13 protein-coding genes are annotated in these 16,740 nt (G+C 58.0%); all 13 read left to right on the top strand.

Annotation, left to right across the window (positions count from 1 at the left end; translation table 11 throughout):
- Positions 1–120: 120 nt before the first annotated feature.
- The 13 genes from ACYZT1_RS12530 to ACYZT1_RS12470 all read left to right on the top strand — a co-directional run bounded on the left by ACYZT1_RS12530 (position 121) and on the right by ACYZT1_RS12470 (position 16,724).
- Complete coding sequence (locus ACYZT1_RS12530) at positions 121–480, top strand: response regulator (RefSeq protein ID WP_462015045.1); 360 nt, start codon at positions 121–123, stop codon at positions 478–480.
- A 91-nt stretch (positions 481–571) separates the two neighbouring features.
- On the top strand, positions 572–1,864 hold the full coding sequence (locus ACYZT1_RS12525; RefSeq protein ID WP_462015044.1) for a glycosyltransferase family 4 protein: 1,293 nt from the start codon (positions 572–574) through the stop codon (positions 1,862–1,864).
- Positions 1,865–1,960: 96 nt separating this feature from the next.
- Entirely contained in the window at positions 1,961–2,866 is a 906-nt protein-coding gene (locus tag ACYZT1_RS12520) for a helix-turn-helix domain-containing protein (protein ID WP_462015043.1), read from the top strand.
- A gap of 167 nt (positions 2,867–3,033) precedes the next feature.
- Complete coding sequence (locus tag ACYZT1_RS12515; RefSeq protein WP_462015042.1) at positions 3,034–4,344, top strand: ABC transporter substrate-binding protein; 1,311 nt, start codon at positions 3,034–3,036, stop codon at positions 4,342–4,344.
- 176 nt (positions 4,345–4,520) lie between these two features.
- A complete protein-coding gene (locus tag ACYZT1_RS12510) occupies positions 4,521–5,447 on the top strand; it encodes a carbohydrate ABC transporter permease (protein WP_462015041.1) in 927 nt (308 codons plus the stop codon).
- A gap of 10 nt (positions 5,448–5,457) precedes the next feature.
- Positions 5,458–6,288, top strand: coding sequence for a carbohydrate ABC transporter permease (locus ACYZT1_RS12505; RefSeq protein ID WP_462015040.1), 831 nt, complete (start codon positions 5,458–5,460; stop codon positions 6,286–6,288).
- A gap of 160 nt (positions 6,289–6,448) precedes the next feature.
- Complete coding sequence (locus ACYZT1_RS12500) at positions 6,449–7,552, top strand: ABC transporter ATP-binding protein (RefSeq protein ID WP_462015039.1); 1,104 nt, start codon at positions 6,449–6,451, stop codon at positions 7,550–7,552.
- Positions 7,553–7,568: 16 nt separating this feature from the next.
- On the top strand, positions 7,569–9,044 hold the full coding sequence (locus ACYZT1_RS12495) for a mannitol dehydrogenase family protein (protein WP_462015038.1): 1,476 nt from the start codon (positions 7,569–7,571) through the stop codon (positions 9,042–9,044).
- A 13-nt stretch (positions 9,045–9,057) separates the two neighbouring features.
- A complete protein-coding gene (gene xylB / locus ACYZT1_RS12490) occupies positions 9,058–10,551 on the top strand; it encodes a xylulokinase (protein ID WP_462015037.1) in 1,494 nt (497 codons plus the stop codon).
- 13 nt (positions 10,552–10,564) lie between these two features.
- Positions 10,565–11,509, top strand: a complete 945-nt coding sequence (locus tag ACYZT1_RS12485) for a carbohydrate kinase family protein (RefSeq protein ID WP_462019237.1) — start codon at positions 10,565–10,567, stop codon at positions 11,507–11,509.
- A gap of 310 nt (positions 11,510–11,819) precedes the next feature.
- The gene (tssI, locus tag ACYZT1_RS12480) at positions 11,820–15,290 is read left to right on the top strand and encodes a type VI secretion system tip protein TssI/VgrG (RefSeq protein ID WP_462015036.1); all 3,471 of its coding nucleotides are present in this window, start codon (positions 11,820–11,822) and stop codon (positions 15,288–15,290) included.
- Positions 15,283–15,936: a DUF2931 family protein gene (locus ACYZT1_RS12475; protein ID WP_462015035.1), complete on the top strand. Its 654-nt coding sequence runs from the start codon at positions 15,283–15,285 to the stop codon at positions 15,934–15,936. Before tssI ends, ACYZT1_RS12475 begins: the two co-directional genes overlap by 8 nt.
- Before the next feature lie 134 nt (positions 15,937–16,070).
- Positions 16,071–16,724 (top strand): DUF2931 family protein, encoded by a 654-nt coding sequence (locus tag ACYZT1_RS12470; protein ID WP_462015034.1) that lies wholly within the window; start codon positions 16,071–16,073, stop codon positions 16,722–16,724.
- Positions 16,725–16,740 lie beyond the last annotated feature (16 nt).

Below are 16,740 nucleotides of genomic sequence, written 5' to 3'. Positions count from 1 at the left end.
TACTGCCATTCTTTTTGCAGTGAATTCGGGAACTTCTCAGGTTCCGCCAGTTACTCATGCAAGGCCCTTGCCCATTTTTATCGGCCGGCCAACGCACTTTCCATTTTTGAGAGCCCCACTATGTCCGCCGAAAAATCCATCATCCTGGTCGTAGAAGACGACAACATCGTGCGGATGCTGATTGTCGATGTCCTCGAGGAGCTGGAGTACAAAGTGCTGGAGGCGAACGGGTGTGAAGAGGCGCTGGAGTTCCTCAACGATGAAGATCAGCACATCGACCTCTTGATGACGGACGTCGGCCTGCCCGGGATGGATGGCAAGGAGCTGGCTACTCAGGCGCGCATGCTCCGCCCTGAACTCCCTGTCCTGTTCGCCAGCGGTTATGCGGAAAACATCGATGCACCGGCCGGCATGCAAGTCATTGGTAAACCGTTCTCCATCGATCAGCTGCGTGACAAGGTCAAAGGCATACTCGCCTGACAGCGATTGATGCGGGCTCAGGCTCTGCCAGCGGCTGTGGTTTAATTGCGCCCCGCTGTCATCCCGGCCCCGCTTCAAGGAATTGCCCCTTATGAGTCACACCTGCGCAACCAAAGTCCTGATGATTGGTTACGTCTGGCCCGAACCCCGCTCCTCTGCGGCGGGCGGCTATGTCATGCAATTGCTCGGGACGTTCCTCCAACAAGGCTGGGACGTGACCTTCAGCAGCCCCGCCGGCGCTGGCGAACATCAGGAAGACCTGACGGCGCTGGGTATCCGTGAAGTGCCGATTGAACTCAACAACAGCAGCTTCGACGCTTTCATCAGCGAACTGACGCCAGACATCGTTGTGTTCGAGCAATTCATGATGGAGGAGCAGTTCGGCTGGCGGGTCGAAAAACACTGCCCCGATGCCTTGCGCGTACTGGCCACCCAGGATTTGCAAAGTTTGCGGCATGCGCGGCATCAGCGCCTCAAAGATCGTCTGAAGACCAACGACGACGGCAACGACTTCAGCGAATTGTTCGCGCCCGCGTTATCCGAAGAGTTTGCGCTCATGGCCAACACCGATCTGGCCAAGCGTGAGATCGCGGCGATTTATCGGTGTGATTTGAACCTGATGATTTCCCAAGTGGAAATCGAGTTGCTGGTAGAGCAGTTCAAAGTACCGCGCGACCTGCTGCATGGGTGCCCGTTGATGGTTGATCTACCGACGACAGCCCCAGCGTCTTTTGAAAGCCGCGCGCACTTCCTGAGTATTGGCAATTTCCGCCATGCGCCCAACTGGGATGCCGTGTTGTGGATGAAGACCACACTCTGGCCGATGATTCGCGAACAATTGCCCAACGCTCAGCTGCACATCTATGGCGCTTACACGCCGCCCAAAGCCACGGCACTGCATAACGCAGCGCAAGGCTTCCACGTGATGAACTGGGCCGAAGATGCCCTGCAAGTGATGTCGGCGGCACGGGTGTGCATGGCGCCGTTACGGTTTGGCGCCGGCATCAAGGGCAAGATTGTCGATGCAATGCTTTGCGGCACGCCAACTGTTACCACGCCAATCGGCGCAGAGGGTATGCACGGGGATGCGCCATGGCCGGGCGCAGTCGCCAGCACGGCACGTCAACTAGCCGATCACGCGGTGCAGCTCTACAGCGACAAACAGCAGTGGCTCAACGCGCAAAAGCACGGACTGTCGCTGTTGGCCGAGCGTTATCGGCAGTCCACTCACGGGCCCGCCCTGATCGACAAACTGCTGCATTGCCGACAGCATCTGGAGCCTCTGCGGATTGCCAACTTTACCGGCAGTATGTTGCGTCACCATCAACACAAGAGCACTCAATACATGGCGCAATGGATTGAAGCAAAGAACCGCCCTCAGTAAATAGCCCGTTCGCCACTCGACGAAAATCGTCGCACTGGCTTTAAGCGTCGGGGACAGGGCATGATCGGGAGGCGATAACAATAAAAGCAGGCTCAGATGACCCGAACGGCCAGAGTGACCGACCCCTCCTACGAATTGATGGACGACCATAACGGGTTGTCCATTATCTATCGCCAGCATGGATTTCCCTGTCCATTGGTGCGCTGGCACTTTCACAAGGAATACGAACTGCACTTGATCGTTGCCAGCTCCGGCAAGGTGTTCATTGGCGACTACATCGGCAACTTCTATCCGCAGACGCTGTTCCTGACCGGCCCCAACTTGCCGCACAACTGGATCAGCCAGGTAGCCGAAGATGAAGTGGTGCCCAAGCGCGACATGCTGGTCAATTTCACCGACGAGTTGTTTGAGAGCGGTCATCAGGTGTTTGCCGAATTGAGATCACTTTCACCTTTGCTGGAGCGCGCCCAATACGGCATCGAATTTCGCTGCCAGCATACGATTCGCCAGGCCACCGATTTGATGCAGCGGATCGCCGACTCCAGCGGTGTGACCCGGCTTGGGCACTTCTTTATTCTGCTGGAGTTGCTGGCGGCCTGCGACGATTACCAACTGCTCTCCGGCGCCACGACGCCGCAACTGGCAGACGAACACAATATTGACCGAACCAACCGGGCGGTGGATTACATTTTTGCGCATTACGCCCGTGAACTGCCGCTGGAGGAAGTGGCCGAACACCTGGGGATGAAGCCGACTTATTTCAGTCGCGTATTCAAGCAGGCGACCGGGCGTTGCTTCATTGAATTCGTCAACCGGTTGCGCATCAGCAAGTCTTGCGAACTGCTGGCCGACGGCGACAAACCGGTCACCGACGTGTGTTTCGAATCGGGGTTCAACAATATCTCCAACTTCAATCGGCGTTTTCAGCAGCTCAAAGGCATGACGCCTTCGCATTACCGGCGCTTGGCGGTGCAGCGGTTGACTGAGCAGAATCCGCACTGAAATCCCCCCGTGTACGCAGTGCAAAAAAGTATCGGTTGAAGTGCGATGGATGATTTGTTTCATCTTCAAATGAAGGCTGTAATCAGTGCACATTCTTCCCGCCCTCGGAAGACACAAAAACAATAACTGTCCTTCTGTACCCTCGCGGTGCGGAAAAGGAGTGCTCGATGCAACCTTCTGTAAAAGCTTTGCTCGCCCTCACCTGCATCACCCTCAGCAGCGTCAGCCTTGGCGCCCAGACCTTGACCATTGCCACCGTCAACAACAGCGACATGATCCGCATGCAAAAACTTTCGAAAACCTTCGAGGCCGAGCATCCGGACATCAAGCTCAATTGGGTGGTTCTGGAAGAAAACGTGCTGCGTCAGCGCCTGACCACGGACATCGCGACTCAGGGGGGCCAGTTTGATGTGCTGACCATCGGCATGTACGAAGCTGCACTCTGGGGCGCCAAGGGCTGGCTGGAACCGATGAAGGATTTGCCGGCGAGTTACGCGCTCGAAGACATCTTTCCTTCGGTACGTGAAGGCCTGTCGGTCAAAGGTTCGCTGTACGCGCTGCCGTTCTACGCTGAAAGCTCGATCACCTATTACCGCACCGACCTGTTCAAGGAGGCCGGGCTGACCATGCCTGAGCGCCCGACCTGGACGCAAATCAGCGAATACGCCGCGAAACTGACCCATAAAGACAAGGAACAATACGGCATCTGCCTGCGCGGCAAGGCCGGTTGGGGCGAAAACATGGCGCTGATCACCACCGTCGCCAATGCGTATGGCGCGCGCTGGTTCGACGAACAATGGAAACCTGAATTCAGCGGCCCGGAGTGGAAAAACGCGCTGAATTTCTACGTCGACACCATGAAAAAATCCGGCCCGCCGGGCGCGTCGAGCAATGGTTTCAACGAAAACCTGGCGCTGTTCAACAGTGGCAAGTGCGCGATCTGGGTCGACGCCAGCGTGGCCGGCTCCTTCGTCACCGACAAAACCCAGAGCAAAGTCAGCGAGCACGTCGGTTTCACCTTCGCGCCGCATGAAACCACGGACAAAGGCTCGGCCTGGTTGTATTCCTGGGCGCTGGCGATCCCGACCAGTTCCAAAGCCAAAGATGCAGCGAAAATCTTCAGCGCCTGGGCCACCTCGAAAGAATACGGTGCCCTGGTTGCGGAAAAAGACGGCATCGCCAACGTGCCGCCCGGCACCCGCGCTTCGACCTACAGCGAGGCGTACATGAACGCCGCACCGTTCGCCAAGGTCACGCTGGAATCGTTGAAAGCGGCCGATCCGAGCAAGCCGAGCGCCAAACCGGTGCCTTACATCGGCATTCAGCTGGTGACTATTCCCGAGTTTCAGGCAGTGGGCACGCAGGTCGGCAAGTTGTTCTCGGCCGCGTTGATCGGCCAGACCACGGTCGACCAGGCCCTGGCGGCCGCACAGCAAACCAGCGAACGCGAAATGAAACGGGCGGGTTATCCCAAGTAACCTGCTTACTCATAAGGGACAGCGTTTGTGGCCAGGGGGCTTGCCCCCGTTAGATCGCGAAGCGGTCCCAGAACGTGCGACTGCTTCGCAGCCGAACGGGGGGCAAGCCCCCTCGCCACACAAGCTCGCTCCCACATTTTGACCTTCACCAGTCTGCACGATTCGGGTTAATTACCATGAACACCTCAACTGCCAAAGCTCACATGGACATCCCCCAACCGGTGCGCAAAAGCCGTTTGGCCAACCCTGGCTGGTTTCTGGTCAGCCCCTCGGTGGCGTTGTTGCTGCTGTGGATGATCGTGCCGTTGGGCATGACCGTGTATTTCTCGCTGATCCGCTACAACCTGCTGTACCCCGGTGAAAACGAGTTTGTCGGGCTGGAAAATTTCACGTATTTCCTGACTGATTCCGGCTTCATGCCCGGCGCCACCAACACGCTGTTGCTGGTCGGCAGTGTGCTGTTGATCAGCGTGGTACTGGGCGTGCTGATCAGCGCCCTGCTCGAAGCCAGTGAATTTTTCGGTCGCGGCATCGTGCGGGTCATGCTGATCTCGCCGTTCTTCATCATGCCCACGGTCGGCGCGCTGATCTGGAAAAACCTGATCTTCCACCCGGTTTCAGGGATTCTTGCCTACGTCTGGAAGCTGTTCGGCGCGCAACCGGTGGACTGGCTCGCGCATTACCCGCTGCTGTCGATCATCATCATTGTGTCCTGGCAATGGTTGCCGTTCGCGATCCTGATCCTGATGACCGCCATGCAATCGCTCGATCAGGAACAAAAAGAAGCCGCGCGCCTGGACGGCGCCGGGCCGATTGCGATTTTCTGGCACCTGACCCTTCCCCACCTGGCCCGGCCCATTGCCGTGGTGGTGATGATCGAAACCATTTTTCTGCTCTCGGTATTCGCCGAAATTTTCACCACCACCAATGGCGGCCCCGGCTACGCCTCGACCAACCTCGCCTACCTGATCTACAACCAGGCGCTGGTGCAGTTCGACGTCGGCATGGCCTCCGCCGGTGGCCTGATCGCGGTGGTGATCGCCAACATCGCGGCCATCGTGCTGGTGCGCATGATCGGCAAAAACCTGACCGACAAAGCCTGAGGCCCGCGCTATGACTCTTCAGCAATCCCGTCGCCTGCAAAGCCTGCTGCTCGGCACCCTCGCCTGGGCCATCGCGATCCTGATCTTTTTCCCGATTTTCTGGATGCTGCTGACCAGCTTCAAAACCGAAATCGACGCCTTCGCCACACCGCCGCAATTCATCTTCACGCCGACGCTGGAAAACTACCTGCACATCAACGAGCGCAGCGATTACTTCAGTTTCGCCTGGAATTCAGTGGTGATTTCTTTCAGCGCCACGGCGTTGTGTCTGTTGATCGCGGTGCCGGCGGCTTACTCGATGGCGTTCTATGAAACCCAGCGTACCAAGGGCACATTGCTGTGGATGCTCTCGACCAAGATGCTGCCGCCGGTGGGCGTGCTGATGCCGATCTACCTGTTGGCCAAGAGCTTCGGCCTGCTGGATACGCGCATTGCGTTGATCGTGATCTACACACTGATCAACCTGCCGATCGTGATCTGGATGATTTACACCTACTTCAAGGACATCCCCAAAGACATCCTCGAAGCCGCGCGTCTGGACGGCGCGACGCTGTGGCAGGAAATGGTCCGGGTGTTGCTGCCGATTGCCAAGGGCGGCCTGGCCTCGACGGTGTTGTTGTCGCTGATTCTGTGCTGGAACGAGGCGTTCTGGTCGCTGAACCTGACCTCGTCGAAAGCGGCGCCACTGACTGCGTTGATCGCTTCGTACTCAAGCCCCGAAGGGTTGTTCTGGGCCAAGTTGTCGGCGGTGTCGACGCTGGCTTGCGCACCTATTTTGATCTTCGGCTGGATCAGCCAGAAACAGCTGGTGCGCGGTCTGTCGTTTGGCGCGGTGAAATGAATTCTCCCGTACTCCTGACTCAATGCAAATCCCTGTGGGAGCGAGCCTGCTCGCGATAGCGGTGGGTCAGTCGACATCAATAATGAATGTCAGGCCGTCATCGCGAGCAGGCTCGCTCCCACAGGTTCAACCGAATAACAGCATGCGGAGGCCCACAATCATGGCCAACCTGAAAATCAAGAATCTGCAAAAAGGCTTCGAAGGATTTTCCATCATTAAAGGCATCGACCTGGAAGTGAACGACAAGGAATTCGTGGTCTTCGTCGGCCCGTCCGGCTGCGGCAAGTCCACCCTGCTGCGGCTGATCGCCGGCCTTGAGGAAGTCAGCGGCGGCACCATCGAACTGGATGGCCGCGACATCACCGAAGTCAGCCCGGCCAAACGCGACCTGGCGATGGTGTTCCAGACCTACGCCCTGTACCCGCACATGAGCGTGCGTAAAAACATGTCCTTCGCGCTTGATCTCGCTGGCGTGCCCAAGGCCGAAGTCGAGAAAAAGGTCGGCGAAGCGGCGCGCATCCTCGAACTCGGACCGATGCTCGAACGCAAGCCTAAACAGCTCTCCGGTGGTCAGCGGCAGCGCGTTGCAATCGGCCGGGCAATCGTGCGCAATCCAAAAATTTTCCTGTTCGATGAACCGCTGTCCAACCTCGATGCGGCGCTGCGGGTGCAAATGCGCCTGGAGCTTTTGCGCCTGCACAAGGACCTGCAGGCAACGATGATTTACGTCACCCACGACCAGGTCGAGGCGATGACCATGGCCGACAAAGTGGTGGTGTTGAATGGTGGCAAGATCGAGCAGGTCGGCTCGCCGCTGGACCTTTATCACCAACCGGCCAATCTGTTTGTCGCAGGCTTTCTCGGTACGCCGAAAATGGGTTTCCTCAAAGGCAGGCTGACCCGCGTCGACACGCAGCACTGCGAAGTCCAACTGGACGCCGGCACGCGCATCAGCTTGCCGTTGAGCGGTGCCACGCTCAGTGTTGGCGGCGCCGTGACACTGGGTATTCGGCCGGAGCATCTGCAACTGGCGCAACCCGACGACTGCACGCTGCAAGTCACTGCCGACGTCAGCGAACGGCTGGGCAGCGACACCTTCTGCCACGTCGTCACCACCTCCGGCGAAGCGCTGACGATGCGCGTTCGCGGCGACCTCGCCAGCCGTTATGGCGAAACCCTGAACCTGCATCTGGACGCCGGGCACTGCCATTTATTCGATGCCGATGGCGTGGCGGTGACCCGTCCCTTGCGCGTTGCCGCCTGATTTTCGAGAGCCTGTGATGAAACTCAACAAACCCAATCTGCACCATCTCGCGCCCGAAGTAATGCTGCCCGCCTATGCCCTCGACGATACCCGCCAAGGCATCGCGCACATCGGCGTCGGCGGATTCCACCGCGCCCATCAGGCGTATTACACCGACGCCTTGATGAACACCGGCGAAGGCCTCGACTGGGCGATTTGCGGGGTTGGCCTGCGCGCCGAAGACCGCCGCGCCCGCGACGATTTGCGCGAGCAGGATTACCTGTTCACGCTGTTCGAGCTGGGCGACAGCGACAACACCGAAGTCCGCGTCATCGGCGCAATTCGCGAGATGCTGCTGGCCGAGGACGGCACGCAAGTGTTGATCGACAAACTCGCCAGTCCCGACATCCGCATTGTCTCGCTGACCATCACCGAAGGCGGTTATTGCATCGATGACAGCAACGGCGAATTCATGGCGCACTTGCCGCAGATCCAGCACGATTTGGCCCACCCGGATGAGCCCAGAACGGTGTTCGGTTTCCTCTGCGCCGCCTTGGCCAAACGCCGCGCCGCCGGCACCGCAGCGTTCACCCTGATGTCTTGCGATAACCTGCCGCACAACGGCGCCGTGACCCGCAAGGCATTGCTGGCCTTCGCTGCCTTGCATGATCCGGCGTTGCGCGACTGGATCGACAGCCACGTCAGTTTTCCGAATGCGATGGTCGACCGAATCACACCGATGACCAGCACCCAACATCGCCTGCAACTGGCCGACAAACACGCCGTCGACGACGCCTGGCCAGTGGTCTGCGAGCCGTTCGTGCAATGGGTGCTGGAAGACAAGTTCGTCAATGGCCGTCCCGCGTGGGAAAAGGTCGGCGTGCAGTTCACCGACGACGTCACGCCGTACGAAGAGATGAAGATCAAGCTGCTCAACGGCAGCCATCTGGCATTGACGTATCTCGGTTTTTTGAAGGGCTATCGCTTCGTCCACGAGACCATGAACGACCCGCTGTTCGTGCGTTATATGCGCGCCTACATGGACCTGGACGTGACGCCACAATTGTCACCGGTGCCGGGAATTGATCTGACGGCGTACAAGGACACGCTGGTGGCGCGGTTCTCCAATCAGGCGATTGCCGATCAGCTGGAGCGCGTGTGCTCGGACGGGTCGTCGAAGTTTCCCAAGTTCACGGTGCCAACGATTAACCGGTTGATTGCCGATGGGCAGGATACCCGGCGGGCGGCGTTGGTGGTCGCAGCCTGGGCGCTGTATTTGAGGGGGGTGGATGAGAATGGCGTGACCTACGCCGTGCCGGATCCGCGCGCACCGTTTTGCCAGGCGCTGGTGGCGGATAATGCGCTGATCACGCAGCGGCTATTGAAGGTTGAGGAGATATTTGGCACGGCAATTCCACAATCAGCGGAGTTTGTCGCAGCATTTGAGTGGTGCTTTGGCAGTCTGCGCGAGTTGGGGGTCACAAAAACCCTCGAACGTATTCTGGCCATCTGATCGAAGGTGTTTCATGACAAAGCAGTTGTTCCTCGGCATCGACTGCGGCACCCAAGGCACCAAAGCCATGGTCCTCGACGCGCGCAGCGGGCAGGTTCTGGGCCAGGGTGCCGCCGCGCATACGCTGATCAGCGGCGCCAATGGCCGGCGCGAGCAGGACACCGCACAGTGGCTTGAGGCGTTCACTCTGGCGACGCGCGATGCATTGATTACAGCAAAGGTCGACGGCCAGGACATCCTCGGCATCGGCGTGTCGGGTCAGCAACACGGCCTGGTTGTGCTCGATGACCGAGGGCAGCCTTTACGCCCGGCCAAGCTTTGGTGCGATACCCAATCCTCCCCGGAAAACGACCGGTTACTCAGCCACCTCGGCGGCGAAAAAGGCTCGCTGGAGCGTCTCGGCGTGGTCATCGCACCGGGCTACACTGTCTCGAAACTGCTGTGGACCCAAGAAAATCACCCGGACGTTTTTGAACGCATCGCACGGTTTCTGCTGCCCCACGACTACCTGAACTTCTGGCTCACAGGTCGCGCCTGCAGCGAATACGGCGACGCGTCCGGCACTGGCTACTTCAACGTGCGCAGCCGTCAGTGGGATCTGCAACTGTTACGGCACATCGATCCCGGCGGACGTCTGGAAACCGCACTGCCGCAACTGATCGACGCGCAACAAGCGGTTGGCACGATTCTGCCGGGCATCGCCGAGCACCTCGGCATCAGTCCGCGAGCGTTGGTGGCCAGCGGCGGCGGCGACAATATGATGGGGGCGATCGGCACCGGCAATATTCAACCCGGCGCGATCACCATGAGCCTCGGCTCTTCGGGCACGGTGTACGCCTACGCCGATCAACCGACCGTCAGCCCCGACGCCTCGGTCGCAACCTTCTGCTCATCCAGCGGCGGCTGGTTGCCGCTGATTTGCACGATGAACCTGACCAATGCCACCGGCGTGATTCGCGACCTGTTCGGACTCGACATCGACTCGTTCAACGCACGGGTCGCGCAAGCACCAATCGGTGCCGAGGGCGTGTGCATGCTGCCGTTCCTCAACGGTGAACGCGTCCCTGCCCTGCCCCACGCCAGCGGCAGCCTGCACGGTTTGACCATGACCAACCTGACCCAGGCCAATCTGTGCCGCGCCGTGGTCGAAGGCACGACATTCGGATTGCGCTACGGGCTGGACCTGTTACGGCACAATGGCTTACAAAGCCGCAGCATCTGCTTGACTGGTGGCGGCTCGAAAAGCGCAGTGTGGCGGCAGATCGTCGCCGACATCATGAACACCCCGGTTATCTGCACCGAACAAAGTGAAGCCGCCGCCCTCGGCGCGGCGATTCAGGCAGCGTGGTGCGTGTCCCGGGAAAATGGCCATGAAGAAAGCCTCGCGCAGTTGTGCGAGCGCTGCGTAAAACGCGATCCGACCAGCGAAACCTGGCCGATCGCCGAAAATGTGGCGGCCGCTCAGCAGGCCTATGAACGCTATCGACAGCATGTCGCAACCCTTTGAAGAGCGAACAATCATGTATCTGGTGTGTGGCGAAGCGCTGTTCGATTTCTTCAGTGAAGACGACGCCAGCGGTCTGGCTTCAAAAGTAAATTTCAAGGCAATAGCCGGTGGCTCGCCGTTCAATGTGGCGGTCGGTTTGCGCCGCCTCGGCGTGGACGCGGCGCTGTTCGCCGGGCTCTCCGACGACTATCTGGGCCGCCGCTTGCAGCAAGTGCTGCAGCAGGAAGGCGTGCGCCCGGACTACCTCGTCGACTTCGCAGCGCCGACCACGCTGGCGATGGTGGCGGTCGGCGCCGATGGCTCGCCGCACTACAGTTTTCGCGGTGAAGGCTGCGCGGATCGGCAATTGAAACCTGAACATCTGCCGCAGTTGGGCCCGCAAGTGCGCGGCCTGCATATCGGCTCGTTCTCGCTGGTGGTGCAACCGATTGCCGACACCTTGCTGGAACTGGTACTGCGCGAAAGTGGCAAGCGCCTGATCAGTCTCGATCCGAATGTGCGACTCAATCCCGAACCGAATATCGAGCTCTGGCGTAGCCGGGTTGCAACGTTGGTCGAACATGCCGACCTGATCAAAGTCAGCGATGAAGACTTGAGCCTGCTGTATCCCGAGCAGGATCCCCGGCGGGTCATCGAGGGCTGGCTGCAGCACCGCTGTCAGCTGGTATTTCTGACCCGCGGTGGCGATGGCGCGACAGTGTTCAGCCGTCAACACGGTTCATGGTCGGTACCGGCCTGCGCCGTGACAATGGCAGACACCGTGGGCGCCGGCGACACCTTTCAGGCCGCCCTGATTACCTGGCTGACCGAGCATGAACTGGACTCGATCGAAGGTGTGCGAATGTTGAGCCGCGAACAGATCGACAGGATGCTGCGCTTTGCCGTGCAGGCGGCAGCGCTGACCTGCGGCAAGACCGGGCCGGACCTGCCGTATCGGCATCAGCTGGATTTGCGCTGAAACTGATGGCCGGTTCGCTCTGCATGTTGACGAGCACAAATTCAGCGTTCAACCCGGATCCACTGTGGGAGCGAGCTTGCTCGCGATGGCTTTGGGTCCGGCACTAAATTTTCTTCGGCAAGGAAGCGCCCCAACGACACCGGGGGTGCAGTTCACCCAATGAAACCTCCCTGTCCATTGGCCAAAACACGCCCCATCAGGGATTTCCCTATGCCACCCGGGCGTTTCACCTACGGCATTTGCGCCTTGAACCAGTCGCTTTAATCCTGCACCATCCGGCCCAGCTTATCCAAAGGACGGAATTCAAGGCATGCTGGACGCAAACGCTACTCATATTTCCCTCTCGCTCGAGGGTGTTTCCGTTGACCTTCAAGTGCTCGGTTTTGTCGGTCGCGAAGCCCTCAATCAGCCGTTCAGTTTTGACATCGAACTGGTCAGCGCCCGCCCCGACCTGAAGCTCGAAGAGTTGCTGCACAAGCGTGGTTGCCTGACTTTCGGCGCCACCGGCGAAGGCGTGATCCACGGCCTGGTCTATCGCATCGAGCAAGGCGACTCGGGCAAAAGCCTGACCCGCTACAGCATCAGTCTGGTACCGCAACTCGCCTACCTGCGGCACAACCGTGATCAACAAATCTTTCAGCATCTGACGGTGCCGAAGATCATCGCCCAAGTGCTGGAAGCGCGCGGCATTCTGGCCGATGCCTACAGCTTCCAGCTCGGCGCGAACTACCCCGAACGGCTGTATTGCGTGCAGTACGATGAGTCCGACCTGCATTTCATCCAGCGTCTGTGCGAAGAAGAAGGCATTCACTTCCACTTCCAGCACAGCGCCAGCGGTCACAAACTGGTATTCGGTGACGATCAGACCGTGTTCCGCAAACTTGCCGCCGTGGCCTACCAGCAAGACTCCGGGATGGCCGCCGAGAAGCCGGTGGTCAAGCGCTTCAATCTGCGCCTGGAAACCCGCACCTCCCGCGTCAGCCGTCGCGACTACGACTTCGAAAAGCCACGGATCCTGCCCGAGGGTGCCGCTAAAAGCACTTTTGCCCCGGACCTGGAAGACTACGACTACCCCGGCCGCTTCACTGACCGGGCCCGTGGCAAACAACTGGCCACTCGCGCCCTCGAACGCCATCGCAGCGATTACAAACTGGCTGAAGGCAAAAGCGACGAACCCGCGCTGGCCAGCGGTCACTTCATGGCCCTGAGCGAACACCCGCGCAGCGAATGGAACGACCTCTGGCTGCTGCTGGAAGTCGTCCACGAGGGCAAGCAACCGCAAGTGCTCGGCGCGAACGTCAGCAGCGACGTGACCGGGAACAAAGACGATTTCCACCAGGGCTACCGCAACCGTTTCCTCGCCACCCCGTGGGACGCGCATTACCGCCCTGCCCTCGAACACCCGAAACCGCAAGTCCTCGGCAGCCAGACCGCCGTCGTCACCGGCCCGCCGGGTGAAGAAATCCATTGCGATGAATACGGCCGCGTCAAAGTGCAGTTCCATTGGGACCGCGATGGCCAAAGCAACGACACCACCAGTTGCTGGCTGCGCGTGGCCACCGGTTGGGCCGGCAGCGCCTACGGCGGCATCGCCATCCCGCGCATCGGCATGGAAGTGCTCGTCACCTTCCTCGAAGGCGACCCCGACCAACCGCTGATCACCGGCTGCCTGTACCACAAGGAAAACGTCGTCCCCTACGACCTGCCGGCAAACAAAACCCGCAGCACCTTCAAAACCCTCAGCTCACCGGGCGGCAAGGGCTACAACGAATTTCGCATCGAAGACAAGAAAGGCGCAGAACAGATCTACCTGCACGCCCAGCGTGACTGGGACGAAAACATCGAACACGACCAGAAAATCCGCATCGGCAACGAGCGCCATGACACGGTCGAGGCCAATGTTTACAGCGAGTTCAAGGCCGAAGAGCACCGCATCACGCATCTGGACCGCAAGACGGAAACGCGGGCGGATGATCACCTGACCGTGGCGGTTTCCCGACATGTGAAGGTCGGGACGGCGCAGTTTGTCGAGGCTGGGCAGGAGATCCACTACAGCGCTGGCGAAAAAGTCGTGATCGAGGCCGGCATGGAACTCACAGCGAAGGCTGGCGGAAGTTTTGTGAAGGTGGATGCGGGGGGTGTAACGATTAGTGGTGCTGATGTGAAAGTCAATTCCGGCGGAGCGCCAGGCGTTGGTACAGGCATTCAGATACTCACCCCGCTTATTCCAGGCGCCGCTGCCGCAGCCATTGCTGGGCATCTACTCACCGCCCCACCTGTCGGGAATCTCAACGTCGCCCCACCTCCCGTGGAGGAAGAGCTTGAGGAAGAGGAAGAAGAAGTTGAGCTGGAAGAAATTACCTTGCGGATCGGGGTGTTCTTTGATGGGACGGGGAACAATCGCAGTAATAGTGAGCGGGTTTACGGTTGTTTTGCACCGGATGTGAACCTGGAGGAAGCAGCTGAAGATATACGTCAGTTCTGTGCAGCTCATGGTTATGACGGCAAGGGGAGTTCGCCGGATAACAGTTATGGGAATGATGTAAGTAACGTGGCCCGGCTCTATGACCTTTACTTGGACCAAAGGGGCATAACACTGCCGGTCGATGCCAAAACTGGAATCCTGTCCATTTACGTGGATGGAATAGGTACTAGTAGTACTGCTGGGGATTCCACCTTTTCGCAAGGTACCGGGATAGGCGTGCAAGGCGTCAGGGCGCGAGTGGAGGAAACACCGTCGCTGATTCTTCAGGCGATCCAATCATTTCAGGAGAACAACCCCGATAAGCGCGCAGCTCGAATAGAGTTCGATATCTTCGGGTTCAGCCGTGGCTCGGCAGCAGCGAGGGACTTTGCCAATGAGGTATTGAAGGGTAACCGGAGTATCCTCGCCAAAGCGTTACCTACAGGTGCCCCGGTTTTGTCGGATAGCTTCGCCTGGAAACCGCATACCGATGTGTCCATAAATTTCATTGGCGTATACGACACCGTCGCGGCCATTGCCAATCCGCTAGTGGGGGACTGGACTGGTAACAACGCTTATAACCCGGGTATCAATATCCGTTTAGCCCCTGACGCGGCCAGGAAAGTCGTCCAATTGGTCGCTCGACATGAACGCCGTTATAACTTTGCCCTCAACAGTCTTGGCTCGGCCGATATTGTCCTGCCTGGTGTGCATTCGGATCTGGGTGGCGGCTATCTACCAAAGGCCATGGAACGCATTCTCCTCAGCAAACCGCGTAGAAGCGCGGTTGATGAAAGGACGCCCTTCGCTGAAGCCAACAGTTACAAACTCGCCCAGCAAGACTTGAGTCGGCTTCAAGATCAACTGGCTCAATATCACCTTTCGCTGGAAATCCGAACTTGGGAAGTGCCGTTTCGCAGCACTGATAAAGACAACCGCAAAAACATGAAATACGTTTATTCAGCAGTCAGCAGCCAGCGCGAAGTTCGAAGTGATTTATCCTTGGTCTACTATCGGATCATGCGCGAACTGGCCGTGGAAAACGGCGTACCTTTCGGCGAGATTGACCAAGGTGAGCCTCGGCTTGCGCTGCCTGCAGAACTCCTATCCATTTCCGAAAAACTGATGGCTTACGCTCAAGGGAAAAGCAGAACAGCTGGGCTAACCTCGCAGGAGGAAGAATTGATGTTCCGGCGTTATGTTCATATCTCTGATAACTGGAACGCCGCTAAAAATCGCACTCATAGCGATCTAAATATAGTGTTCATTAACCGACCAGACGAAAACTCTGTACGCACGGTGCACCCGAATGAGTAATTTTATACGCGTCGCTCTTGCCGCTTTTCTGCTCAGTGGCTGCACATTCGCCAACAGCGAGACAATGCCATACAAATCATGGTTCCTAGGGTTCTCGGCGCCCGACTACATGGAAGTTTGGATCGAAACAGCCGATGTCGTTGATATTCAGGACCATGTGTATCCACGAGCGATGAGTGGCGTTGCATCCATATCAACGCCTCTCAACAACGCCGGCGATCCAAGAGGTTGGCCAAAAAGAGCGGGCATCGGCAAAGGCAAAAATGTAACAGGAGCTGACTTGCCCAAACAGATCTATGTCCGCTGGCAGTCCTTGGCCGAACCGCAAACCTACCTGATGGTGATTAAAATCCCCGAGGCGACTCGGGAGCTCATGCGCAAGGGTGAAAAAGCTTTCTGCGCTGCCGATGGCAAATGGATCACTGGCTATCGGCAGTCGATCGGAATAAGGCTGGTTCCCGGAGGTATCGCCAGAGTCTGGGTAGGCGGTCCTTGCATGACATCCATTGAAGTGATGACGGTAAAAGCCATGATTGATCCACGTGGCCCGTATGAAGGTAAGTCTGGAGGGCACCACCGGCCTCTTTCAGCTGTATCCAAAACCTATGTCAAAAAATTTGGTGTCCCGTACAACTCTTGGAAGTAGGTCAAAGCTGGCCCTTTAAGCCGTTACGTTCATTTCTCCGATTACTGGAACGCCGCAAAAAATCGAAATATAACGATCTGAATAAGTTTTCATTAGCCGACCAGACGAAAACTATGTGCGCACGGTGCATCCCAATGAGTAATGTCTACCGAATTGCTATCGCCTGTTTACTGCTAGGGGGAAGCTCATTCGTCAACAGCAAATCGTTACCTTACAACGCATGGCGTTTGGGCTTTTCAGCCCCTAACTACATGGAGGTTTGGATTGAGACGGCGGATGTAATCGATGTACGAGGTGATGTTTATCGCCGCGCCATGAGCGGCACCGCTGCGATACAGACCCCCCCAAATAATGCCGGGGACCCGAAAGGATGGCCTGAAAAACCTGGATGGGGTAAAGGAAAGTACGTGACAGGTGCAGACCTCCCCAAAAAAATCTATGTGCGCTGGCAATCGCTCGTTGAACCTCAGACCTATAGGATGGTAATTGAAATACCCGAGTCGACCAGGAAACTTATGCGCAGAGAAGAAAAGGCTTTTTGCGCTTTTGACGGAAAATCTGTAACAGACTACCGCGAAGCATTAGTTGTAAATTTGGCCCCGGGGGGAATTGCCAAGGTCTGGGTACTGGGCCCGTGCCTGCCACCGATCGAAGTGACCACAGTGAAGGCTGAAATTGATCCTCGTGGCCCTTACGAAGGTAAATCTGGTGGCGAGTACGACACTCTCACGGATGTTTCGAAAGCCTATGTCGACAAATTTGGTGTGCCATATGGCTCTTGGAAGTGACACGCATCGACATCCA

It is taken from the genome of Pseudomonas sp. PB3P13 (genome assembly GCF_054897735.1).
This window is presented reverse-complemented; position numbering and strand designations above follow the sequence as displayed.